17 protein-coding genes are annotated in these 23,683 nt (G+C 67.0%); 7 read left to right on the forward strand and 10 right to left on the reverse strand.

The window, feature by feature from the left end:
* The first annotated feature begins 8 nt into the window (after positions 1–8).
* Both galA and IFR23_RS10535 read left to right on the forward strand, forming a co-directional pair.
* Positions 9–2,477, forward strand: coding sequence for a beta-galactosidase GalA (galA, locus tag IFR23_RS10530; protein ID WP_192975829.1), 2,469 nt, complete (start codon positions 9–11; stop codon positions 2,475–2,477).
* Positions 2,477–4,774 (forward strand): DPP IV N-terminal domain-containing protein, encoded by a 2,298-nt coding sequence (locus IFR23_RS10535; protein WP_192975830.1) that lies wholly within the window; start codon positions 2,477–2,479, stop codon positions 4,772–4,774. Before galA ends, IFR23_RS10535 begins: the two co-directional genes overlap by 1 nt.
* Before the next feature lie 46 nt (positions 4,775–4,820).
* Here IFR23_RS10535 and IFR23_RS10540 read toward each other — a convergent pair whose 3' ends face one another.
* Both IFR23_RS10540 and IFR23_RS10545 read right to left on the reverse strand, forming a co-directional pair.
* Positions 4,821–6,032, reverse strand: a complete 1,212-nt coding sequence (locus IFR23_RS10540) for a histidine-type phosphatase (RefSeq protein WP_197978385.1) — start codon at positions 6,030–6,032, stop codon at positions 4,821–4,823.
* A 70-nt stretch (positions 6,033–6,102) separates the two neighbouring features.
* Positions 6,103–8,925: a TonB-dependent receptor gene (locus IFR23_RS10545; RefSeq protein WP_192975832.1), complete on the reverse strand. Its 2,823-nt coding sequence runs from the start codon at positions 8,923–8,925 to the stop codon at positions 6,103–6,105.
* Between the two features lie 275 nt (positions 8,926–9,200).
* Here IFR23_RS10545 and IFR23_RS10550 point away from each other — a divergent pair, with 275 nt between their 5' ends.
* Positions 9,201–10,064, forward strand: coding sequence for an endonuclease/exonuclease/phosphatase family protein (locus IFR23_RS10550; protein WP_192975834.1), 864 nt, complete (start codon positions 9,201–9,203; stop codon positions 10,062–10,064).
* A gap of 260 nt (positions 10,065–10,324) precedes the next feature.
* Here the strand turns inward: IFR23_RS10550 and IFR23_RS10555 are convergent, their stop codons facing one another.
* The 6 genes from IFR23_RS10555 to IFR23_RS10580 form a co-directional block, all read right to left on the reverse strand.
* Positions 10,325–11,413, reverse strand: coding sequence for an LLM class flavin-dependent oxidoreductase (locus tag IFR23_RS10555; RefSeq protein ID WP_192975836.1), 1,089 nt, complete (start codon positions 11,411–11,413; stop codon positions 10,325–10,327).
* Between the two features lie 18 nt (positions 11,414–11,431).
* Positions 11,432–12,667, reverse strand: coding sequence for a rhodanese-like domain-containing protein (locus tag IFR23_RS10560; protein ID WP_192975837.1), 1,236 nt, complete (start codon positions 12,665–12,667; stop codon positions 11,432–11,434).
* Complete coding sequence (locus tag IFR23_RS10565) at positions 12,664–13,278, reverse strand: cysteine dioxygenase family protein (protein ID WP_192975839.1); 615 nt, start codon at positions 13,276–13,278, stop codon at positions 12,664–12,666. The genes IFR23_RS10560 and IFR23_RS10565 overlap by 4 nt, the downstream gene beginning before the upstream one ends.
* Positions 13,278–14,033 (reverse strand): ABC transporter ATP-binding protein, encoded by a 756-nt coding sequence (locus IFR23_RS10570; protein WP_192975841.1) that lies wholly within the window; start codon positions 14,031–14,033, stop codon positions 13,278–13,280. Before IFR23_RS10570 ends, IFR23_RS10565 begins: the two co-directional genes overlap by 1 nt.
* 3 nt (positions 14,034–14,036) lie before the next feature.
* Positions 14,037–14,837: an ABC transporter permease gene (locus tag IFR23_RS10575; RefSeq protein ID WP_192975842.1), complete on the reverse strand. Its 801-nt coding sequence runs from the start codon at positions 14,835–14,837 to the stop codon at positions 14,037–14,039.
* A gap of 176 nt (positions 14,838–15,013) precedes the next feature.
* Positions 15,014–15,859, reverse strand: a complete 846-nt coding sequence (locus IFR23_RS10580; protein WP_192975844.1) for a LysR substrate-binding domain-containing protein — start codon at positions 15,857–15,859, stop codon at positions 15,014–15,016.
* A 207-nt stretch (positions 15,860–16,066) separates the two neighbouring features.
* On the opposite strand from IFR23_RS10580, the gene IFR23_RS10585 reads away from it, so the two are divergent.
* The 4 genes from IFR23_RS10585 to IFR23_RS10600 are packed head-to-tail and all read left to right on the forward strand — an operon-like array spanning position 16,067 to position 19,987.
* A complete protein-coding gene (locus tag IFR23_RS10585; protein ID WP_192975846.1) occupies positions 16,067–17,233 on the forward strand; it encodes an acyl-CoA dehydrogenase family protein in 1,167 nt (388 codons plus the stop codon).
* The gene (locus IFR23_RS10590) at positions 17,230–18,168 is read left to right on the forward strand and encodes an NAD(P)-dependent oxidoreductase (protein WP_192975848.1); all 939 of its coding nucleotides are present in this window, start codon (positions 17,230–17,232) and stop codon (positions 18,166–18,168) included. Before IFR23_RS10585 ends, IFR23_RS10590 begins: the two co-directional genes overlap by 4 nt.
* Before the next feature lie 11 nt (positions 18,169–18,179).
* Positions 18,180–19,016, forward strand: a complete 837-nt coding sequence (locus IFR23_RS10595) for a class II aldolase/adducin family protein (RefSeq protein ID WP_192975850.1) — start codon at positions 18,180–18,182, stop codon at positions 19,014–19,016.
* Positions 19,013–19,987, forward strand: a complete 975-nt coding sequence (locus IFR23_RS10600) for an ABC transporter substrate-binding protein (RefSeq protein WP_192975852.1) — start codon at positions 19,013–19,015, stop codon at positions 19,985–19,987. Before IFR23_RS10595 ends, IFR23_RS10600 begins: the two co-directional genes overlap by 4 nt.
* A 112-nt stretch (positions 19,988–20,099) precedes the next feature.
* Here IFR23_RS10600 and IFR23_RS10605 read toward each other — a convergent pair whose 3' ends face one another.
* The gene (locus IFR23_RS10605) at positions 20,100–21,098 is read right to left on the reverse strand and encodes a lysylphosphatidylglycerol synthase transmembrane domain-containing protein (protein ID WP_244655590.1); all 999 of its coding nucleotides are present in this window, start codon (positions 21,096–21,098) and stop codon (positions 20,100–20,102) included.
* A gap of 2 nt (positions 21,099–21,100) precedes the next feature.
* Positions 21,101–23,626: a magnesium-translocating P-type ATPase gene (mgtA, locus tag IFR23_RS10610; protein WP_192975942.1), complete on the reverse strand. Its 2,526-nt coding sequence runs from the start codon at positions 23,624–23,626 to the stop codon at positions 21,101–21,103.
* Positions 23,627–23,683 lie beyond the last annotated feature (57 nt).

Below are 23,683 nucleotides of genomic sequence, written 5' to 3' on the forward strand. Positions count from 1 at the left end.
AAGACGATATGACGCGTTTCGGCCGCCGCGACGTTTTGAAGACGGGCGGCGTGTCCGCACTCGCCGCCATCGTTCCCGCAGGGGCGATCGGTGCGGCGGGAACGGCGCGACCGGAAAATCCGCGCGAGATCGTGTCGCTCGGGACCGGGTGGCGGTTCCATCTCGGCCATGCGAGCGATCCGGCGAAGGATTTCGGCTTCGGTCGCTCGCACGACACCTATGGCAAGTCGGGCGATGTCGGCACGCCGGTTGCCGAACCCAAGTTCGACGATAGCGCGTGGGCGGCAGTGACGCTGCCGCACGACTGGGCGGTCGACCTGCCGTTCGAACGGTTCGGGCCGGCGGGGAGCGAGGCCGACCGGACCGGGTCTTTCCAGGGGTTCAAGCCGGTCGGGCGGATGTGGCCGGCGACCAGCGTCGGCTGGTATCGGCGTGTGCTCACGCTCGCGAAGGCAGACGCGGGGCGGCGGTTGCTGCTTCAGTTCGACGGAGTGGCGCGCGACTGCATCGTGATCCTTAACGGCTTCGTCGTCGGCTCGAACGAGAGCGGCTATGCGCCGTTCGAGATCGACGTCACCGACTTCGCCAAGCCGGGCGAGGACAATGTGCTGGTCATCCGTTGCGACGTGAGCCTGGGCGAGGCGTGGTCGTATGAAGGCGCGGGGCTCTACCGCGACGTGCGGCTGGTGAAGACCGCGCCTGTGCATGTCCGGCGATGGGGGACGACGGTGCGGTGCTCGGTCGGCTCGGATGGCGCGATCGTGCGGGTCTCGACCGAGATCGACAATGACGGTCCCGCCGCCAGTGCGCGCGTGCGGTCCACGTTGGTCGGCCCGGACGGGAAGACGGTCGCGGTATTGTTTGCGGACCCGCTGGACTTGCCGGCCTGGGGGAAAGCGATTGCCGCGCAGGAAACGCGTATTGCTGCGCCCGCGCTATGGTCGCTGGAGACGCCGCGCCTCTACACGCTGGTCAGCGAGATCTTCGTCGACGGCGCGGTGGTCGATCGCGACACCTGCACATTCGGTATCCGCACGATCCGGTTCGATGCGAACCGCGGCTTTTTCCTCAACGGCAAGCCGGTCAAGATCAAGGGCACCTGCAACCATCAGGATCATGCCGGGGTCGGCTTCGCGGTGCCCGACAGCCTGCACATCTGGCGGCTCGAGCAGCTGAAGGCGATGGGCAGCAACGCCTATCGCTCGACGCATCATTCGCCGTCGCCCGCGATCCTCGATGCGTGCGACCGGATGGGCATCCTGATGATCGACGAGACGCGGCAGATGTCGAGCAATGCCGAAGGGCTGGGGCAACTCGAACGGATGGTCCGGCAGGGGCGCAATCATCCGAGCATCATCCTGTGGAGCATCGGCAACGAGGAGATCCACCGCGGCACCGAGACCGGCGCGCGGATCGCCGAGACGATGAAGCGCAAGGTGTACGAACTCGACGGGACGCGGCCGGTGACGGAGGCGTTCAACGGCAAGTTCGGCGAGGGGGCGTCGCGCGTGCTCGACGTCATGGGGTGCAATTATTACCTCGACGCGATCGATCCGTATCATGCCGCGCACCCGGACATGCCGATGATCGGCACCGAGACGGGCAGCACGGTGATGACCCGCGGCGAATATGCGCGCGACGACAAGGCCGGGTTCGTACCGGCGTATGATCGCGAATTCCCCAAATGGGCGACGACCGCGGAAAAATGGTGGAGTTTCTACGACGCGCGGCCGTTCCTGAGCGGCGGGTTCGTGTGGACCGGGTTCGACTATCGCGGCGAGCCTACCCCGTTCGAACGCTGGCCCGAGAACGTCTCGAACTTTGGCCAGATGGACCTGTGCGGCTTCCCGAAGGACAATTTCTATTACTACCGCGCATGGTGGAGTGGGGAGCCGGTGCTGCACCTGTTCCCGCACTGGAACTGGGCGGGGCGCGAGGGTCAGCCCGTGTCGGTATGGGTGCACAGCAATTGCGACGCGGTCGAGCTGGTCCTGAACGGGCGTAGCCTCGGACGGCAGGCGGTGGTGAAGAACACGCATCTCGAATGGCAGGTGGCCTATGCGCCGGGGAGGATCGAGGCGTACGGGTATCGCGGCGGCAAGCGCGTGATGCACGCGGTGCGCGAGACGACCGGCGCGGCGGCACGGATCGGGCTGTCGAGCGACCGGCGGCAACTGGCGCCGGGCGAGGTCGCGGTCGTGCGCGTGGCGATCCTCGACGCGAAACGGCGCGAGATGCCGACCGCGTCCGATCGCGTGACGTTTGCGCTGTCTGGGGATGCGAAACTGCTTGGCGTCGGCAATGGCGATCCGCGGAGTCTGGAGCTCGATCATGCGACGTCGCGCTCGGCGTTCAACGGGCTGTGCATGGCGCTGGTTCAGGCGGGCACGACGGGTGGCCCGATCCGTCTCGAAGCACGCGGTGACGGACTGGCGCCGGCGATGCTGCCGTTGATCGGCATGACCAAGGAAATCTGATGCTGGTACGTCGTTCGTCGCGGGCGCTTGCGCTGGTGTTGCTATGTGCATCGGCGGCGGCGCACGCTGCGCCAGACGAAGCCGCGTTGCGGCGCTCGATCGGCTTGCGTCGCGCGTGGCAGGATCTCACGCGCGACATTGCGTCGCCGGCGCATTGGACGCCGGACGGGCGGCGCTTTTCCTATCGCAAGACGGTGGCGGGCGGGTTCGCGTTCGAGACGGTGGATGCAAAGACGCTCGCCAAGTCGCCCGCGTTCGATACGGCCAAGCTTGCGGCGGCGCTGGGCGATGCGCGTCACGAGGCGGTCGATGCGATGCACCTGCCGTTCGCCGAGTTCGACTATGCCGACGACGGCAAGGCGATCGCGTTTTCCCTCGACGAGACGCGGTGGCAGTGTGGGATCGTCGTCTACCAGTGCGAGGCGGTCGTCGATCGCACCCGCCCGCGCGGCTTTGGCGTGGTGCGCGATATGGCGGTGCCGGCTGACAACAGTCCCAAGGTTTCGCCGGACGGCAAATGGACTGCGTTTGTCCAGGGCGACAACCTCGTCGTGCGCGAGACCGGCGGTGCAACCGTCGTTCCGCTGAGCGTCGACGGGACAGCAGGTGACTTCTACGATCCGGAGACGCTGCGCTGGTCGCCGGACAGTCGCCACATCATGATCTATCGGGTCAAGCCGGGCTATCAGCGGCGGGTATTGCGGGTCGAGTCTTCGCCGCGCGATCAGCTTCAGCCAAAGCTTCAGAGCCAGTTATACCCCAAGCCCGGCGACGCGATCGACCAGGAACGACCAGTGCTGTTCGACGTGGTGACCCGGCGCCAGACGGTAATCGACGATGCGCTGTTCCCCAATGCGTACGAACTCTCCGCGCCACGCTGGCGCAGTGACGGCCACAGCGTCGCGTTCGACTATGTTCGACGTGGTTTCGGGCAGGCGCGGATCGTCGCGGTCGATGCGGAGACCGGTGTCGCGCACGCCGCGGTGACCGAGGATGCGAAGACCTTCGTCTACGCCGACCGCCGCTATGCGCATGAGGTCAACGGTCTCGGCGCCGAGATCGTCTGGGCGTCCGAGCGTGATGGCTGGAACCATCTGTATCTCGTCGACGGGCGCACGGGAAAAGTGAAGAACCGGATCACGACTGGGGACTGGGTGGTGCGCGACGTGGTCGCTGTCGACGACGCCAAGCGCCAGATCGTGTTTTCGGCGAGCGGGATGAACGCGGGCGAGGATCCGTATTTCCGCCACGTCTACCGGATCGATTTCGACGGCCGCCACCTGACCGCGCTGACGCCGGCCAAGGCGGATCACGACGTGCGGTTCTCGTCCGATCGGTCGCTGTATGTCGACACCTATTCGCGCGTCGACCTGCCTACGGTCAGCGAACTGCACCGGTCGAGCGACGGCGCGCTGGTCGCGACGATCACCAAGGGCGACGACAGCGCGTTGCGCGCAGCGGGGTTTCGGCCGCCCGAGGTGTTCGTCGCGAAGGGTCGTGATGGCAAGACCGACATCTGGGGTGTCGTTGTCCGGCCGCGCGATTACGATCCACGCAAGAAATACCCGGTAATCGAGAACATCTATGCGGGGCCGCACGACAGCTTCGTGCCCAAGCAATATTGGCCGTTCGGCTTTCATTCCGGCGGCGACAAGGTCATCGGCATGCAGGAGCAGGCGGATCTCGGCTTCATCGTCGTGCAGATCGACGGGATGGGGACCGCCAACCGCTCGAAGGCATTCCAGGACGTCGCGTGGAAGAACCTCGCGGACTCGGGTTTTCCCGATCGTATCCTGTGGCATCGCGCGATGGCGGCGAAGGACCCGTCCTACGATATCGGCAGGGTCGGCATCTACGGCGCTTCGGCGGGCGGGCAGAGTACGCTGAACGCGCTGCTGTTCCACGGCGATTTCTACAAGGTCGGGGTGGCCTATGCGGGGTGCTACGACAACCGGATGGACAAGATCAGCTGGAACGAACAGTGGCTCGGCTGGCCGGTGGATGCGAGCTATGCCGCCGCTTCGGGCGTCGATCATGCCGCGCAGCTGACCGGCAAGCTGCTGATGATCGTCGGCGAGCAGGACAGCAACGTCGACCCGGCCTCGACGATGCAGGTCGCCGACGCCTTGATCCGCGCGGACAAGGATTTCGACCTGCTGGTGGTGCCGGGTGGCGAGCACAGCGTCGGGCGCTCGACCGGACCGATCGACTATGTCGCGCGGCGGCAGTTCGGGTTCTTCGTGGCGAACCTAGCGGGAGAAGCGGTGCCCAATCGGAATGCTCTCCCGCCGTCCTGACGAGGAGCCGGACCGGCGACGAAGGCGGATGCGATGTGGTGCGGCGTCACCGGGCGGAGGGGGCCGCGATCCGCGACCCGAGGAGATCGACAAACTGGTTCAGCGGGCACGGTGCTGCGCAGTTCGGGATCGCGATCTGTGTCGCCACGACATCGGGGCGTAGCGCGCGGATCGCGGCGAGCGGTTGCGCACGGTAGAACAGCCGGACGAATCGGGTTCCTGAACGCCGGTCGCGCAACCGGTCGATGACGATGGCACCGCCCGGCGCGACGTCGTTTCGGGCAAAGCCTGGCGCATCGAGATCGACATGCAGCGCTGCGGCGAGCGCGGTGACGTTGGTATCGTGGCCGACCAGTATGTCGAGCCGCGGCGCGTCGGGCGCGGTGAGCGTGTCGAGAATCCGGTGGCCGAGTACCGCAGCCTGATGCGCTGCCATGTAGGGCGCGCGCGTGAACACGTCGAACAGCGCGGCATGGAGTGCGCCCAGGCGTGCGATCGTCGCGGGATCGGTGCGGCCCCAACCAACGTCCGCGCGGGACATGCCCTCTGCCTCCTGCAGCAACAGGACCTGCGCAATGCCCGAGGTATCACGGATCGGCCCGGTGAGATCGATGCCGTGGCCATCGGCGGACGGGGTCAGAGTCGCCGGTCGCGCAGGGCTGCATGCGCCGCCGCCGCCGCAGCCGAGTACGCGCTCCAGCAAGGCGATGGTCGGCCGGTGGCGCGCGACGAGGGCGTCCATCCCGCCGGTAACGCGGTCGATCGAGGCGATCGCCTGTTTCGGGTCGAACGCGGTGGCGGCCGCGCGCAATGGTTCGAAAATCGGATCCGTGCGGTCTTCGGCGAGGTGGCCGACCGACATCGTGCAACCCGGCGCAAATCCCTCGGCATAGGCCTTGCCGCTGGCGATCGTGCGTTCGGCGGTATTGGTCCAGATCCGGACGGCACCGGCGGCGGGGCAGCGGGCGATGCCGAGCGGTGCAAGCCAGCGCCGATCGTAGCGTGCGAGCAACCGCATCGCCGCTGCGCCGTGCGGGGTCAGATGACCTTCGGGAACCGACCATTTCGGCCAGCGCCGCGCGGTCCTGGTGTTGGCCGGGACCTCGCCGGACAAGGGCGCGCGGACGCCGTGACGCATCACGATCACGACGCGTTCGAGGTCCAGCCGGTTCGGAGCCGGACGCGCCGATGCCGTCATTGGCAGGCCCGCCAGGACGGCGGCACCGAGCATGGTCGAGAGAAGTCGGAGAGGGCGCATCGGGGGGACCTGCTGTATTCAGGGAAAGGGTGCCGCCGGTCACGCAAATCACCGGCGGCAAGCGGTCGGACTACATCTTCATCGTCAGGCTGAACTGGAACACGCGGCCGGTCTTCATGTACCCGCCGTTGCGATCGTTCGAAATGTACCGCTCCGACTTGCCGACCGTCGCCCAATAGGTGTGCTGGTCGAGCAGGTTGCGTGCCGCCACGCCGATTTCGAGGTTGTCGGTGGCGGCGAACGCCAGGCCGAAGTTCAGTTCGCCGACCGGCTGGACGTAGATGTCGGGCTGGCTGTCCTGCACGTTCGAGAGAAAGCGACCAGTATGGTTGTACGACAGGTTGGTGCGAACCTTGCCATCGGCGTAGAAGACCTCGGCATTGTAGATCAGGTCCGGTGCCTGCGGCAGGCTGGAGCGGCGGATGTCGGTTGCCGAGATCTGGTAGTTCGCCTCGGTGCGCTGATAAGTGATGTTGCCGCCGACGCCGAAATTGCCGAGAAAAGTCGAGCCGACCATGTCGCCGATGGTGAAACGCCCCGACGCCTCGACTCCCTTGGCGTTGCCGCCGCGACCGTTCACCGGCTGGATGGTGACGACATTGCCCACCGTTTCGCTCAGCGACCGCGTGCCGGTAGGCACCAGGATGTTCTTCAGATCCTTGTAGTACAGAGCGACCTGAAGGTAGCGGCCGACGCCGCCATAATATTCGATGCCAGCGTCATAGCTCCAAGCCTCGACCGGCTTCAGGTCTGGATTCGGCCGAGTGACGGTGATCACGCCGTTCGAGTCCGCATCGCTGCGGCGGGTCGGTCCGGCGATCTGATCGAACCCCGGGCGGGCGTAGCTCGACCGGATCGCCCCGCGCACGACGAACCGGTCGTCGGGCTTCCATGCCGCCAGCACGCTGGGATCGAGATGGTCGTAATTGCGGCCGGCATTGACGAAGCTGCCGCCGACGCCGTTCGCATTCGCGGAGAAGTAGCGTGCATCGAAGCTGTTGTCCTCATAGCGGACACCCGGCACGACTTCGAGCGTTCCCAGCTTGAGCGTCGCGGTGCCGTACACCGCCTTGCGCTTTTCGTTCGCCTTCAACAGCCCCTGGTTGATCACCTGCTGAGACACGGTCGCCAGGTTCACAGATTGGCTGACCTGAGAATCGAGCTGGCTGCGCTCCAGGACCTTAATCCCGCGAGAGGGATAATAATCGAGGAAGTCCTTGAGGACATAGCCGAGATACTGGTTGATCGTCGGCCCCTGCACGGTGCCCGCCTGCAACGGCGTCAGGAACCGGTAGCGAGTGACGTCGGGCGACAGCGAACGGCCGTCGCGATCCGAATCCTCGTACAATCCGCCGACCGCGATGCTCGCGAGGACCCCCGTACCTTCCCAGCCCACGCTGCCCTTCACGGTCTTCTTGACCTCCGACAGATAGTCATAGCCCTGCTGGACATAGAGCTGTGTCGGCCGGTCGAGCGAGCCGACATAGGCGCTGGCGCCCGACGACAGCACCGGGCGCGGCGAACGTGGGTTGGACAGGTCGACGACCACGCCTTCGCTCGACAGACCGGTATTCGTCGCCGCGCCGTTGTAGGCGACGCCGCGGAACGCTGCCTCGATCCGCTGCGGCTGGTCGAACCGGCCATCCGCATAGGCAGCCTCGAGCGACGCGGTGAAGCCGTTCCAATGCGCCTTGCCGCCGACTTGCGCCGAGAACAGTTCCTGCTCGACGTCCTCCGTGCGGAAGTAGCTGGCCGGGTTGATGCCGAGCGGGGTGTAGATCCCGGCGGCGTTGTACGCCTGCGTCGTCCCACCGCCGGTCAGCGTACGGACCGGGTTGCTGTTGGTCTGGCCGCGCGTGAGTTCGTTGCGCAGACCGGTCTGGTTCATCGTGTTGGTGTTGAGATAGGTCGCATAGTTGACGCGGGCGAACAGCTCGACGGGGTCGCTGTGGAAATCGAGCGAGCCTGTCGCGCCGTACCGCTTGATCTCGTTGTCGTAGAAATTCCACTGGACGCCATCTGCCGACAGCGCATCGCCATTGGCGCGAGCAGTGCCGACGTTGAAGTTGGTCGTCTTGTAGTCGTTCTGGACCGCGGTCGATTCGGCGGCGTTGGCGCGCTCCTCGTAATAGCCCGCGACATAGACGCCGAACTGGCGGTCGCTGCCGAACCGCCGTGCCGCATCGATGCCGACCGCGCCGCCAAAGCCCTTCTGCTTGCGATCGAGCGCGAGTTGCGCGCCTTGGGCCAGCACGCGGGCGCGGGTGAAGTCGGTCGAGAAGTCGAACGCGGTCGGCGTGCGCAGGTCGACGATACCCGCGATCGAGTCCGAATCCTTGGCGGCGCCCGGCGTCTTGTCGACCGCGATCGCGCCGACCGCGAACGGCGAGAACAGGTTGAGCGAGATCGCACGCGAGCTGCCCGCGACTTGCGGCAGGCGCAGGCCGTCGAGCGTGTACGCGTTGTAGCTGGTGTCAAATCCGCGGATCGAGACGTATTGCGCCTCGCCGGTAGCGCTCTGGTTGCGCCCCTGGTCTCGGCTGACCGAGATCCCCGGCAGCGTCTTGGCGAGATCGGCGATCCCGGTCTGCGAATGGATCGCGACGTCGCCGGTGGTGACGATGTCGATCACGCCGACCGCGTCATGCTCCTCCGCCAGTGCGTTCTGCTGGCGACGGCCGTTGACGACGATATCGCCGGTGAGCGCTTCGCTGGCGGTTTCGGCGGGAATCGGATCGGTCGCAGCAGCCTCTGCCGGTGCGGTCTGCGCGAACGCAGCGCTGGCAGGCAGGCACAGGATCGCGGCCGCGAGCGCACCCGGCGCGGCGTGGGCGAGCAGGGCAAGCGCGCGCGATCGCTGCCGGCGTACCGGCAACGTGTAGGTCGAATTCATGGGTCCCCCCTGGGATGGTCGTTATGGGCAGAGCCGCCCGTTCGAGGGGTGCGTTAGGGCCGGTTCGATACGATTTTGTGACACTCCGCCGCGTTTGCGTGCGAATATGACGGCGCGTGCAAAAAGTTGCCGCGGTTTGGAGACGGTCGGACATCGGGCGGAATTTTCGCTGGCGGGGTCGGCGCGGAGTCCGTCATCGCTACGCAATGATCGGCCGATAATACGCTGTCGCAAAGCCGTTTCGGCGAGCACGTCCTTGCTTCGAGATTTACGTCATGCCCTTGATAGTCCTGCGTCTAATCGCGCTGTTGTCACTCGTCCTGGCCAGCCCCGTTTTCGCGCGGACGCTCGATCCGGGTTTGCGGGTGATGACCTTCAACGTCCGCTATCCAAATCCGGACGACGGTCCGAACGTCTGGGCAAAGCGCCGCGCGCTGTTCGTGCGGACGATCGCCGCGGCGAACCCGGATGTGATCGGCACGCAGGAGCTGTTCGCTGGCCAGGGTAACGACATCGTTGGAGCGCTGCCGGGCTATGCGTGGTTCGGTCGCGACCGGCGGGGTGGCCATGCCGACGAGCATATGGGGATCTTCTATCGGCGCGACCGCCTTCGGCTGGTTCGGCACGGCGATTACTGGCTGTCCGACACCCCTGCTGCAATCGGCAGCATGGCGTGGGGCGTGACCCTGCCGCGGATGGTCAACTGGGGCGTGTTCGAGACCCGCGGCCCGGTGCGACGTCGCTTCGTACTGTTCGACACGCATTTCGCGCACCGCGACGAGGACGACGTCGCGCGGACGAAATCCGCGACGCTGTTGCTGGAACGGTTGGCGCCGATTGCCGGCGACCTGCCGATCGTGCTGACCGGCGACATGAATGCTACCCCCGAAAGCGACGCTTATCGCCTGCTTGCAGGCCATCTGACCGACGCCTGGGCCGCGGCGTCCGTACGCCGCGGCCCAGACCGTACTTTCCACGATTTCACCGCGAGTCCCGATCGACGCATCGACTATGTTTTCGTCCGCGGCTTCCGGCCGAGCCGCGCGGAGGTGCGTACCGACCACACTGGCCACCTGTATGCATCGGATCATTTCCCGGTCGTCGCAGAGTTGCAGTTCGAGAACCCGACCGTGCGATGAATGGCGGGGAACATCCGGCGAAACCCGGCGATACGCCCGTCTTGATGTGCCCCTAGATGCCGACCTTGTCGGAGAACCGGGGCACGCGCGTATCGCCGGGTATTCGTATCATCTGCGACTGGAACGCGACGAACTCGAGAACAGTGCCGTATTTTCGGCGACGAAATTCTGTCCGCTTTCTGGTGTCTTGAGGACACGCTGGCGTCAGCATTGCCGCGACGTCGCAGGTTGAGGTCAAGCTCGCGGGATGACGCCTCGTTTCATCCGACTGCTCGCCTGGGTTCGGCATCGCGCGCGGCGATCAGTTCGTGGACGACCGGCAGCAGGTCGCGGCCATAGTCGATCGCGTCCTGCAACGGCTCGAAGCCACGGATCAGGAAATGGTCGATGCCGAGGTCGTAATAATCGAGCATCGCGTCCGCGACCTGTTCGGGAGTGCCAACCAGTCCGGTCGAATTGCCCTGCGCACCGCCGAGCGCCGCCACCCCGGTCCACAGCCGCTTGTCGACGCGGTAGCCCTGGCTTGCAGTCTCGAGCAGGCGTTGCGAGCCGGCGTTGGGTGGGGCGTGGCCGCTGGTCGCGGCGCCGGCCGAGACACGCAGATCGCGGACCTTTTCGACGATCTGGTCCGCCTTCTTCCACGCCGCTTCTTCGGTGCCGGCGATCACCGGGCGCAGCGACAGCGAGAAGCCGGGGCTACGGCCATAGCGTGCGGCGGCATGGCGGATCGTGCCGACCGCCTCGCGGACCTGCGCCTGCGTTTCGCCCCACAGCGCATAGACGTCCGCGTGGCGCCCGGCGACGTCGATCGCGGCAGGCGACGAGCCGCCGAAGAAAACGGGTAGATTGGTCGGCTTGATCTGGCTGAACGCCTGGCGGACGTTGTAGAAGCGCCCGTCATGGTCGAACGGCGTGGCCGACGACCATTCCTGCTTCAGGATCTCCAGATATTCGTCGGTGCGCGCGTAGCGATCGTCCTTCACCGAATGATCGCCGTCGCGCGCCATCTCGCTGTCCGCGCCGCCGGTGATGATGTGGACCGCGACGCGTCCGCCGGAAAGCTGGTCGAGCGTCGCCAGTTGCCGCGCGGCGAGCGTCGGCTGGGTGAAGCCGGGGCGGTGCGCGATCAGGAAACCGAGCTTGGTCGTGATCGCGGCAGCGTGCGCGGCGACGATCTGGCTTTCAGGGCTGTCGGAGCCGAACGGGATCAGGACGCGGTCGAAGCCGCCCTTTTCCTGCGCGATCGCGGCGGCCTCGACATAGGCCTTGTCGAGCCCGCGCGCCTTGCCGACGCCGTGGATTTCGGACGCGTCGTTGAAACCGATATAGCCGATGAACTTGACGGGCATGACGTGTCTCCTGTGGTGTTAGATGACGTAGAAGCCGTGCGTGCCGTCGCGCGCGAGCTGGTCGACCAGGCCGTATTCCCAGTCGAGATAGGCCTGCATCGCGGCGGCGGCGTTGTCGGTGCCTTCGTAGGGGCGCTTGTACCGGTGCGCGGGATCCCCCGGCGGGATGGTCGGGCCGGGACCGGTTTCGAAGTCGCCCCCAGCGCCATTGGCGAACCCGCCATCGAGCACGAACACCTCCCAGCCGAGTTGCGCGAGCCACGACGCGGTCATGTCGGCTCGCGGCCCGATGTCGTCGGCGAGGACGATCCGCGCACCGCGGACGGGTGCGGCGATGTCGGTTTCCTGCACCAGCTGTCCGCCGGGATAGGACCGGAAGCCGGCGATGTGGCCGGCAGCGTATTCGTCGGGGCGGCGCACGTCGAAGCGGTAGAGCGTGCGGCTGGTGTCGCGTTCGAGCACCGCAAGCTCGGCGGGCGTCAGGCGTTTTACACCGGCGCGGTAGGCGACGGCGCGGGCGGTGGCGGCGGTCTCGTCGCTGTGTCGTACTTCCGGCGCAGAACGGTTGCTGCCGTGCGCAAGCGACTGGCCGGCGAGCGTCCAGCCGATCGTGCCGTTGCGCAACGCGACGACGCGGTTGGGGATGCCGGCGTTGATCAGCGATTGCGTGCCGATGATGCTGCGCGTTCGGCCGGCGCAGTTGATGATGATCGTCGTGTCGGGATCGGGCACCGCCTCTGCGACGCGCAACACGAGTTCGGCGCCCGGTACGCTGGTCGAGCCGGGGATGTTCATCGTCGCATATTCCTCGAACCGGCGCGCATCGAGGATCGCGATGTCGGCCTTCTCCTCGATCAGCGCGGCGACGTCCTCGGCAGCGAGCCACGGCGTGTGCCGGCGCGCCTCGACCAGCTCGCCGAACGCCTTCGAGTAGGAGTTCACGTCCTCGAACACTTCGAAACCTGCCGCCCGCCAGCTTGCGAGACCGCCTTCGAGGGTGGTAATTTGGGTGTAGCCGAGCGCGGTCAGCGCTTTGGCAGCGGCGGGGACATAGCCCTCGCCGTCATCGTACAGGACGATCGGTACGTCCTTGCGCGGGAGGCGGATCGTCGCTTCCAGATCGATGCGATCGAAGGCGAGATTGGCGGCGAACAGCGGGTGTCCGGTCGCGAACGCGGCTTCGTGACGGACGTCGAGCAGTGCGATTTCGTGCCCGAGCAGCAGCGCGGTGCGAATTTCGGTGGGATTAGTCAAAGCGTTGCTCCCGAACGGTCCCAGAGGTTCGGCAGCACGGCGTTGGCATAGCCCGACACGAACCGCTTTGGGGTGCCCGCCGCATCATAGGTGGCGCGTTCGACCGCGCCGATGTTGCTGCCGTAGAGGTGGATGCTGATCGACACGCGGTCGTCGAACGCATTGGAGACGCGGTGGATATCGCCGACCGAGGGCGAGACGGCCTCGACTTCGCCGGCTTCGAGCCGTTCGATCGCGCCGACCGCGTGCAAGCCACCGTCCGGGTACCGTGCGAACCGTTCGGACAGCTCGGCACCGCGCAACACGCCGACCAGGCCCCAGACGCGGTGATCGTGGATCGGCGTCGCCTGACCCGGTCCCCAGACGAAGCTGACGACGGAGAAGCGTTCGCGGCTGTCGCAGTGGAGGAGGTATTGCGAGTAACGATCCGGGTTTGGCGCGGCGTAGGCGTCGGGCAGCCAGTCGTCCTGCGCGACGAGCCTGCCGAGTAACGCGCCGCCTTCCTCGAGCAGCGAGCGTTCGTCACGAGTGCGGTCGAGCAGCGTGCCGATGCCGGTGACGAAATCGCGTAGGCGGTCGAGGCGCGGGCGGTGTTGTACGAGGCTCGCCATCATTCGGCCTTCACGAAGGGCAGGGGCTCGTCCCGTTCGACGCCCAGCGATCCCAGCAACCGCTCGCGCAACGCCGTCGCGATACCGGTACGCTGACCGCGCGGGACCGAGATGCGTTCCTCGACGACGATCCGCCCGGCATCGAGCACCAATACCCGGTCGGCCAGCGCGATCGCCTCGTCGACGTCGTGCGTCACGAGCAGCACGGCGGGCTTGTGCGCGCGCCACAGCGCCATCACGAGGCCGTGCATTTTCACCCGGGTCAGCGCGTCGAGTGCGGCGAACGGCTCGTCGAGCAGCAGCAGTTTCGGTTCGCGGACCAGCGCGCGGGCGAGCGCCACACGTTGCGCCTCGCCGCCGGACAGCGTCAGCGGCCAGACGTCGAGCCGGTGGCCGAGACCGACTTCACGTAGCGCCGCCTCTGCACGGTCGCGTACGTCCGCGCCCTTCAGTCCGAGCCCGACATTGCGCCACACGCGCTTCCACGGCAGCAACCGCGCATCCTGGAAGACGACGGCGCGCGACGTCGGTATCGTCACGTCCTGTGCATCGGCGGCATCGAGTCCCGCGAGTGTCCGCAGCAACGTCGTCTTGCCCGACCCCGAACGGCCGAGCAGCGCGACGAACTCGCCTTGCGCTATATCGAGATGGAGATTGTCGAGGACGGTGTTCGTGCCGAAGCTGCGCGAGAAGCGCGTGAGCTTTACTACGGGGCGGACGGGTTGCGGCATCGGGATGATGTGCGAGATGGTCATGGTTCAGGCCTCCACGAGCTTGGGGCGCCACGCGAGCGCACGGTCTTCGATCAGGCGCACGGACTGGTCGGCGAGCAGGCCGAGCGCGGCATAGACGAGCAGGCAGACGACGATGATGTCGGTCCGCATGAAATCGCGTGCATTGTTGATCAGGAAGCCGAGACCCGCCGACGCGTTGATCTGTTCGGCGACCACAAGGATCAGCACCGCGACCGAAAAGGCGTAGCGCAGACCGACGAGCAGTTGGGGCAGCGCGGCGGGCAGGACGATGTCGGTGACGATCTGCGCGCGCGACAAGCCGAAGCTGCGCCCCGCGTCGATCAGCCGGACATCGACGCCGCGGATGCCGTTGTAGAGGTTGAGATAGACCGGAAACAGCGTCGCGAACGCGATCAGCGCTATCTTGGGGGTCTCGCCGATCCCGAACCAGACGATGAACAGCGGCGACAGCGCGAGCGCGGGCAATGTCCGCAGCATTTGCACGGGCGAGTCGACCGCCGCTTCGCCCTCGCGGGTGAGGCCGGCGACCAGGGCGAGGACGATGCCGAGGCTCACCCCGATCACGAGGCCCGCCGCCGCACGACCGAGCGATACGGCAAGGTTGGCGGGCAATTCACCCGAAACGATCATGCCCCACAGCGTGCCCAGCACCTGCGAAGGCGCCGCCAATGTACGGGTGGGGATCAGGCCGATCCGGGACGCCGCTTCCCACGCCAGCATGAGCGCTATCGGCGATACCCAGCGGCTACGCTGGAGCTTGCTCTGCCATGATCGGCTGGTGGATCGTTGGGACGTCTTCGCCATGGACAGCCTTTCGGACGCTCGTTTTCCGGAGCGTCTTCAATGCGTCTTCAATTCCCAGTCGTTCAATAGAGAATGACTTGCCAGCCTTATGAGCGTTGCAAATACGGGCTCAAAAAATCATCGATTTCAACGTGTTGTCCGGCCGGGAAAGAAAGCCTCTGCGGGCGTGAAGAGCGTCAATCTGCGCTGGCGGATTCGACGATCGAACGAAGGACGACGTCGTGGAGTCGGTCGAGTACCGGATGTCGCGTGTCGTTGATGCAAAGAACATAGGCGACGCGGGGCAGGGCGGGGAGTCCGTCGTGGATTTCCGGATCGAGCCCCATCAAGGCGTCGGTGCGACAGGTTATACCGATCCCGCCGGTCACCGCCGCGCGCAGGGCGGACAGGCTCGGCGTTTCCAGGACGATCCGGTAGGGCCTGCCCGCCGCCTCCAGCGCGGCGATCGCGGCATCGCGGAACCGGCATGGCTTCTGGAGCACCGCCAGAGGCAGGATCGCAGCGGACATCAGGCGCGGATTGCCGAGCCAGTGCATGTCGGCGGTGGCGACGGCGGCCTTGTCGGTGTCCTCGCCGATGCACAGGACGATGTCGAGGCGGTCGGTCGCGAGCAGATCGAGCAGTTCGGCCGACCCTGCGACCCGAACGTCGAGCGAGGCGTCTGGGTTGCTGGATGCAAACACCGACAAGACGCCGGACAACAGCGTCTCCGCGAAATCCTGGACGAAGCCGATCCGCGCGGGGCCGGCCAGGCTGCCGTCGCCAAGTGCTGCCAGCGCGCGATCGTTGACCGCAAGCAGCTCGCGCGCGTGCGGCAGGAACCGTTCGCCCTGCACCGAGAGGACGAGCCTGCGCCCTTCGCGGCGGAACAGCGCGACCTGGAGCAGTTCCTCCAGCCGTTTCATCTGCAAGCTGAGCGCGGACTGGCTGACGAACACGCGGTCCGCGGCACGCAGCATCGAGCCGGCATCGACGATCGCGACGAAGCTGCGCACGACGTCGGTGGGAATGTTGACGGCCATGATCGGTCCTAGAAGCCAGGCTCATATGCGTTAGCAGACAATCTATATTGATTCGATGGGAAATGAAGCGCTCCTTGCTGCGGGAAGGAGCGCAGCCTTGGTACATCGTAATCCTCGACCCGGATCGCAGCGCGGCGGCCACGCGCCGCGCTCGACCGATCGTCTTCACGTGAAGCCTGTCGGCGATCTGACCGACATGGTCCTGCGATGAGTGCGCAACTCCTCTCGATTGCGCCGCAGGGGCCGACGCTTGATCTCGATGCGATCCTGCCGGGCGTGACGGCCGCGTTCGCTGCAACCGCTGCGCAGCATGACCGCGCCGGCACGTTGCCCGTCGAGAACTTCGCGCTGCTGCAGCGTCACGGCCTGCTCGCGCTGACCGCGCCGCGTCGGCTTGGTGGTGGTGGCGGCGATCTGGCGGAGGCTCGACGCGTGATCGCAGCAGTCGCTCGCGGCGAACCGGCGACCGCGCTCGTCCTGACGATGCAGTATCTGTTTCATGCCGGGCTCGACGATCGGTCCGGTTTCTCGGAGGCGCTGAAGGTGCGTGTCGTCGGTGAGGCGTTGCGCGACGGTGCGCTGATCAATGCGCTGCGGGTGGAGCCGGATCTGGGCACGCCGGCGCGGGGCGGCCTTCCCGGCACGATCGCGCGGCGCACGGCCGAGGGCTGGCGGCTCGACGGGCGGAAGATTTTCTCGACCGGCTCGACCGCGCTGACTTGGATGGTGGTCTGGGCGCGTTCGGACGATGCGGAGCCACTGGTCGGCGGCTGGCTGGTACGCGCCGATACGCCGGGCATCCGGATCGAGGAGAGCTGGGATCATCTCGGGCTGCGCGCGAGTGCCAGTCACGACGTCGTGTTCGAGGACGTTCTGGTGCCGTTCGATCAGGCGCTGGAACCCAGGCCGGTCGGCAAGCAGCCGCCCTATTCCGCCGCGTTCGCCAATTGGTCCGCGGTGCTGACATCGGCGATCTATGACGCCGTCGCACGGAATGCGCGCGACTGGCTGGTCGGCTGGCTGATCGATCGCAAGCCGACCAATCTCGGTGCGTCGTTGTCGACCTTGCCGCGGTTCCAGGAGGTGGTCGGGACGATCGACGGATTGTTGTTACAGAACCGGTTGCTGCTCGACGCGGGCACGAGCGGCGCGACGAGCGGGCTGGAGGCGGGGCTGGTCAAGCACCTCGTCACCGAGAACGCGATCGCCGCGGTCGAGAAGGCGATCGCAGTCACCGGGAATGCCGGGCTGACGCGGCACAACCCTCTGGAGCGACACCTGCGCGATGTGCTGTGTGGCCGCATCCATACGCCGCAGGGCGATGTCGTGCTGGGCAGCACCGGTCGCGCGGCGTTTGCGGGCCGTGGCGCGTGACGCGTGTGCAGGTCGCCAGCCAGTTACCGGCGCTCTTCAACGACGCCTTTGCAGCCTCGACGCAGGCGGCGGAGATCGTCAGCATCGCGCCAGGATCGGTCGGGCTCGCGCACGGGCCCGAGGTATTGATCGCGGCACCGTTTCGTCGGCCGGGCGACGCGTTCCCGGCGCAGCCGAGGGGCTGGCCGTTCGATCTGCGCTGGATCCAGCTCGTTTCGGTGGGCATCGATTTCTACCCGGACTGGCTGTTCGAGGGGCCGGTCGTCACCACCGCGCGCGGCGCTTCGGCGATTGCGCTGGCCGAGTTCGCGCTTGCCGCGATCCTGGCGGAGGCGAAGCACCTACCCGACATCTGGATCCGTGATCGCAAGGATTGGGTGGCCAAACCGCTCGCGACCGTTGCCGGCACCACGCTCGGCCTGATCGGGTTCGGCGCGATCGGCGAGGCGCTCGCCCCGCGCGCGCAGGCGCTCGGGATGCGGGTGATCGCCACGCGTCGCTCGGACCTGCCGCTCGCAGCGGGTGTCGAGCGTGCCGATCCCGCGACGATCTTCGCGCAGGCCGACCACGTCGTCCTCGCCGCGCCGGCGACCGCACAGACCGAGCGGATGATCGATGCGAAACTCCTGTCGCTAGCCAAGCCGAACCTGCACCTCATCAACATCGCGCGCGGCATCCTGATCGACGACGATGCGTTGCTCGCCGCGCTCGACGAGGGGCGGGTCGGGCGCGCGACGCTCGACGTCACATACCCGGAGCCGCTGACCGCCGGGCACCGCTTCTACACGCACCCCCGCGTCCGCCTGTCGCCGCATACCAGCGTCCACACGACCGAGACGCGGCGCAATCTTTCGCTGAGTTTCGCCGCCAATCTCGATCGCTTCCGCCGCGGGCAACCGCTCGACGGCGTGGTGGATCGCGCCCGCGGCTATTGAGGAGACCGACGATGACCAACCCGCTTCCCCTGCGGCGCAAGGAGCCGAACGAGACTGCGATCGTCGAGGCGCTGTTGCCCGAGTTCGGATCGTCCGTGATCCCGGTCCACGCCGATCCCGCGGTCGAGCGGCTGTATCGCAAACAGCGTCTCGCCGCCGCGTACCGGCTGTTCGGGCGCAACGGCTACGACATGGGCGGCGCGGGGCACATCACGGTGCGCGATCCCGAATGGCCCGATCATTTCTGGGTCAACCCGTTCGGCGTGCATTTCGGCCGGATCAAGGTGTCGCACCTGATGCTCGTCAGCCACGAGGGCGTCGTCGTCGAGCCCCCCAAGGGCGTGCCCGCGCGCCTAAACCGCGCGGCGTTCGCGATCCATTCGGAACTGCACAAGGCCCGGCCCGACGTGATCGCGGCGGCGCATTCGCACTCGCTGTACGGCAAGGCATGGTCGTCGCTCGGTCGACTGCTCGATCCGCTGACACAGGATTCGGCGGCCTTCTACGACGATCACGCGGTGTTCGAGGAGTATAGCGGCGTCGTGCTCGATGCGAGCGAGGGCGAGAAGATCGCGCAGACGCTGGGCCATCGCAAGGCGGTGATCCTCCAGAACCACGGCATCCTGACCGTCGGTCATTCGGTCGAGGCGGCGGTCTGGCGCTATCTCGCGATGGAGAATGCTTGTCAGGCGCAGTTGCTCGCCGAGGCTGCGGGCACGACCAAGCCAATGAGCGACGCGGTCGCGCGGCACACCGCGTCGCAGGTCGGCACGGAGGTCGGCGCACTGTGGGCGTTCCAGCCCTATTGGGACGTGATCGTCTCGCAAGAACCGGACCTGCTCGATTGAGCGCGCTAGTTTCCCGCCGCGCGGTGATCGGCGGCGCGCTGGCCCTGTCGGCGTGCGGACGCGGGGGGGCCAAACCGGTCGCGCTGAAGGACGTCACCCTGCGCGTCGCCACCTACAAGGGCCAGATCGACTCGTTCTTCGCGCAGGCCGGCGAAGCCGCGCCGCCCTACACGGTGAGCAAGGCGCTGTTCGCGGGCGGCAACCAGATCGTCGAGGCGATCAACGCCGGCGCGATCGACTTCGGCGGGATGAGCGAGATACCGCCGATCTTCGCCGCCGCCGCGGACCCGCTGTTCCGACTGGTCGCGGTGCAGCAGTACGACGTGAACAATCAGGTCGTGCTGGTGCCGGCTGGCTCGACCATCCGCGATGCGGCGGGTTTGCGCGGCAAACGGATCGGCTATGTTCGCGCGACGACCTCGCATTACATCCTACTGCGCCTGCTGGATGAGGCCGGCCTCACGTTCGCGGACGTCGTGCCGATCGCGTTGTCGCCCTCGGACGGACTGACCGCGTTCCAGCAGGGACGGCTCGACGCATGGGTGATCTACGGCGTGCAGGGCAGCCTCGCCCGGTCGACCGGCGCGCGCGTGCTCGCCACCGGCAAGGGAAGGTTGTCGGGCAATTACGTCGTCGCGGCGTCGACCGCCGCGCTCGCCGACCCGCTGCGGCGTGAGGCTATCGGCGATTACCTGGGAAAGATCGCGCGGACCTTCGCATGGTCGGTGGCCAACCCCGCGGCCTGGGCGACGGTGCTCGCCAAGGATACCGGGGTGCCCGAGGCGATCTGGCTCCAGCAGTTTCGAGAGCGCAGTTCCGATCCGCGCATAGTGCCCGTCACCGATGCGGCGATCGCCTCGCAGCAACAGGTTGCGGACCGGTTCGCGACGGCAAAGGTGATTCCGGCGAAGGTCGATGTCCGTCCGCTCTGGTCGACTGTCTTGAATGCCTGGATCGGCCAGATCTACTGAACTTGGTCGGGGCGGTCGCTTGACGGGGGAAGCGATGCACCATGGCCGCCGAAGCGGGCGACGGACCCAACCGGCGCGAATACGGGCGATCGCGCGTGCTGTGTGAGGATCGTCACCGCCCAGGTAATCGTTGGCGAAGCGACGTGTCGGCGAGTGCGGATCTGATCAGCACCAGACCGGGTAAGAGCGGCAGCCACACCGTGAAGACCCGTAGCAGCAAGGTCGCTGCGAGCGCTGCTTCGACGGGGACGTCCATCAATGTCAGCATACCGGTCGATCCCGCCTCGAACGTACCGAGACCGAGCGGGATCGGACAGAGTGTCGCCAGCATCGACGCCGTCATGACCGCGACGAATGCGACGGCGAAGCCGACCGGGTGACCGAGCGCGAGGAAGCACACCGTGAGGCTGGCGGCGTCGGCGAGAAAGACCAGGCTGTTCACCGCAGCGACGCGCATGATGAGCTGGCGGTCGACCAGCAGGCGCTTCGGTGCCTCGCCGACGATCGCCACGAGCGTCCGGATGGACGCAAATCGAACGAATGCCGGCGAGAACGGACGTCGCCCGCGTCGCCGGATCCACAGCGCCAGTCCCGGTATCGCCGTTGCGACGACGAGAAAGATCGCGACGAAACCGGCGATCCAGATCGAGGCGAGCCCCTTGATCCACACCATTACGAGCATCGCCAGCGCCAAGACGCCGTACGCCGCATAGAAGCCGGTCATCGCAACGAGCAGTGCGGCGACGGCATGGCCTCGATGGACGCCAAGCACGGTGAGGCGATCGACGAGGTACAGGTTGCCGCCCATGCCCGCGACCGGGATGACTTGATCGGCGAAGAGTTTTCCGACCGCGATCGGATAGAGCTTGCGGAACGGTTGCGGCTGACGGGCTTCGGCCAGCACGAATGCCCAGCCGGCCGCGACGCTCGCATAGGTGGTTGCCTGTAGCACCACCGCGACGAGCAGCCAGCCGGGTCGAGCATCGCCGAGCATCATCGCGAATGCGTGCAGGTCGCCGATCCGCAACACGGCGGCGACGACGATCGCGATCACCGCGATGCCGAGCAGCCAGCCGGCATGGCGTAAAGCCCCGCGCCAGATGTTTGCCATCGTCATCCAGCGCGACCGCGGCCGTGGCGCCGGGGTTGCGCAGGGCGATGGTCGAACAGGAACGTCTTCAGGAGTTCGGCGAGCACCAGATAGGCCAGCGTGACGCCCGCCAAGCTGGCCATTACCGCGAGCGGCGGCGCGACGAATCCGAACCAGTCGCCGACCGGCGTGAACGGCAGCACCATCGCCACGAGCAGCGCACCGAGCGACGACAGCGCGAGCGCCGGGCGCGGCAGGTCCGCCCACGGGCGACCGTTGGTGCGGATGACGAAGATCACCAGGATCTGCGTCGCCATGGATTCGAGGAACCAGGCGGTGCGGAACTCGGGTGCGGCAACGTGGAAGATCAGCGACAGCCCCGCGAACGTCAGCAGGTCGAACGCCGACGACAACGGACCCATGACGGCGGCGAAGCGGATCAGCGCGGGCATGCTCCACACCTGCGGCCTTGCGACGGCTTCGGGCCGGACGCCGTCGAACGGAATGCCGATCTCCGACACGTCGTAGAGCAGGTTGTTGAGCAGGATCTGCGTCGGCAGCATCGGCAGGAAGGGCAGGAACAGCGACGCTGCCGCCATCGACAGCATGTTGCCGAAGTTCGAACTGGCCCCCATCCGGACGTATTTGAGGATGTTCGCAAACGTCCGCCGACCCTCCTCGACGCCGTCCGCCACCACGCCGAGATCGCTGTCGAGCATGATCATGTCCGCCGACGCCTGCGCGACGCTGGCGGCGCCTGCGACCGACAGGCCGATATCGGCGAGCTTCAGCGCAGGCGCGTCGTTGATCCCGTCGCCGAGATAGCCGACGATCGCACCGTCCGCCTGCAACGCGCGGACCAACCGCGCTTTCTGGTCGGGCGCGAGCCGGCCATAGGCGTCGACCTCGCGAACTTGCACAGCCAGCGCGTCGTCGCTGAGCCTCGCGATGTCGGCGCCGGACAGCACGCGGGACGTAGCAAGGCCGACCAGTCCGGCAAGGCGCGCGACCACCACGGGATCGTCGCCCGACAGAATCTTCAGCCGGATCCCCGCCGCCTGCAGCCGCGCGACGGCGGCGGGCGCGGTGTCCTTCGGTGGATCGGCGAATGCGCAGAGGCCGGCGTAGACGAGATTGGTTTCGTCCTGCGGCGTCGGCGGGCGAGCCGGGCCGTCCCAGGGTCGCGAGGCGATCGCGATCGCGCGAAGACCCTGTTCGGCAAGCGTGCGGACCTGCGCGAGGACGGTTGCCCGGTCCGCGTCGGTCAACGTGGCGCATCCCGCGAGCACGGCCTCGGGCGCGCCCTTGGTGATCAGGATGATGCCGTCGGTTCCGCTCGCCAGCACCGTCCCGAGCCGCCGGTCGAAGTCGAACACGCTCTGCGCGGCCAGCACCCAACCCTTCGCGGCGCCCGGCGATGCGGTCACCAGGGCCGTATCCAGCGCGCCGCGGTCACCGCCGAGCGTGGCAGCGATAGCGCCGAGCCGTGCGGCTTCCGGATCGTCCCGGCCTGTGCGGTCGATGCTCCGCGCCAGGGTGATCTGCGCGGAGGTGAGCGTACCGGTCTTGTCGGTGCACAGGATCGTCATCGCGCCGAGATCGTGGATCGATGCGAGCCGCTTCACGATCACCTTGCGCTTCGCCATCCGCATCGCGCCGCGCGACAGCGTGACGGTCGTGATCATCGGCAACAGCTCCGGCGTCAGCCCGACGGCGAGCGCGACCGCGAACAGCAGCGACTGGAGCAACGGCCGACCGAGGAAGATGCTCGCGGTCAGCACGACCACGACCAGCGCCAGCGTCAACCGGGTCGTCAGCAGGCCATAGGCATGGAGGTCGCGCTCGAACGGGGAGGGGGCGGCGTCGGTCGCCAGCGCCGCCGCCGCCGAACCGAACAGCGTCGCCCGTCCGGTGCCGACGACCAACGCGGTCGCGGTACCGGTCTGCGCGATCGCCCCGCGGAACAGCGCGTTCGAGGCTTCGGCAGCGGAGGTCGCCGTGACGATGCCGGCACGCTTGTCGACCGGATAGGGTTCCCCGGTCAGCGCGGCTTCGTTGGCGGTGAAGGCGGTGCTGTCGAGGATCAGCGCGTCGGCGGGAATGATGTCGCCCGCGCGAACCTCGACGATGTCGCCGGGCACCACCCCCTCGACCGCAACCGCGACGAACGCGCCATCACGAAGAACGCGCGCGGAAACGGCGACGGACCGGCGCAGGATCGCGGCGGCGTGAACCGCCTGTCCCTCCTGATAAGTGTCGAGCAGGACCGAGAAGCCGAGGATCACGACTATGATCGACCCGCCGACCGCATCGCCGGTTGCGGCCGATACGAGTCCCGCGGCCAGCAGGATGAGCGAGAGCGGTTCGAGCAAGCGTCGCGCCATCGCGCGTGCCGGGCCGGTGCGGGCTTCGGCGCTGTCGCTGTTGGGGCCATAGCGCGTAAGGCGTGCCGACGCCGCGATCGCGGCTAGGCCGCTCGGGGTGGCGCCGAGTTCCGCGAACAGCGCGGCGGCCGTCCGGGTCCAGAAGGGCGGTGAATCCTGAGTCAGCGGACGCGCTCGGTCAGGATCGAGGGGCTGTCGGTCATCGCCTCGTTCTCGCCGACG

Source organism: Sphingomonas sp. CFBP 13603 (assembly GCF_014892665.1).
Taxonomy (GTDB): Bacteria; Pseudomonadota; Alphaproteobacteria; order Sphingomonadales; family Sphingomonadaceae; genus Sphingomonas.

Coding starts and splice junctions, on each gene's coding strand:
- galA (WP_192975829.1), top strand. CDS start 9: ATGACGCGTTTCGGCCGCCGCGACGTTTTGAAGACGGGCGGCGTGTCC.
- IFR23_RS10535 (WP_192975830.1), top strand. CDS start 2,477: ATGCTGGTACGTCGTTCGTCGCGGGCGCTTGCGCTGGTGTTGCTATGT.
- IFR23_RS10540 (WP_197978385.1), bottom strand. CDS start 6,032: ATGCGCCCTCTCCGACTTCTCTCGACCATGCTCGGTGCCGCCGTCCTG.
- IFR23_RS10545 (WP_192975832.1), bottom strand. CDS start 8,925: ATGAATTCGACCTACACGTTGCCGGTACGCCGGCAGCGATCGCGCGCG.
- IFR23_RS10550 (WP_192975834.1), top strand. CDS start 9,201: ATGCCCTTGATAGTCCTGCGTCTAATCGCGCTGTTGTCACTCGTCCTG.
- IFR23_RS10555 (WP_192975836.1), bottom strand. CDS start 11,413: ATGCCCGTCAAGTTCATCGGCTATATCGGTTTCAACGACGCGTCCGAA.
- IFR23_RS10565 (WP_192975839.1), bottom strand. CDS start 13,278: ATGGCGAGCCTCGTACAACACCGCCCGCGCCTCGACCGCCTACGCGAT.
- IFR23_RS10570 (WP_192975841.1), bottom strand. CDS start 14,033: ATGACCATCTCGCACATCATCCCGATGCCGCAACCCGTCCGCCCCGTA.
- IFR23_RS10575 (WP_192975842.1), bottom strand. CDS start 14,837: ATGGCGAAGACGTCCCAACGATCCACCAGCCGATCATGGCAGAGCAAG.
- IFR23_RS10580 (WP_192975844.1), bottom strand. CDS start 15,859: ATGGCCGTCAACATTCCCACCGACGTCGTGCGCAGCTTCGTCGCGATC.
- IFR23_RS10585 (WP_192975846.1), top strand. CDS start 16,067: ATGAGTGCGCAACTCCTCTCGATTGCGCCGCAGGGGCCGACGCTTGAT.
- IFR23_RS10595 (WP_192975850.1), top strand. CDS start 18,180: ATGACCAACCCGCTTCCCCTGCGGCGCAAGGAGCCGAACGAGACTGCG.
- IFR23_RS10605 (WP_244655590.1), bottom strand. CDS start 21,098: ATGGCAAACATCTGGCGCGGGGCTTTACGCCATGCCGGCTGGCTGCTC.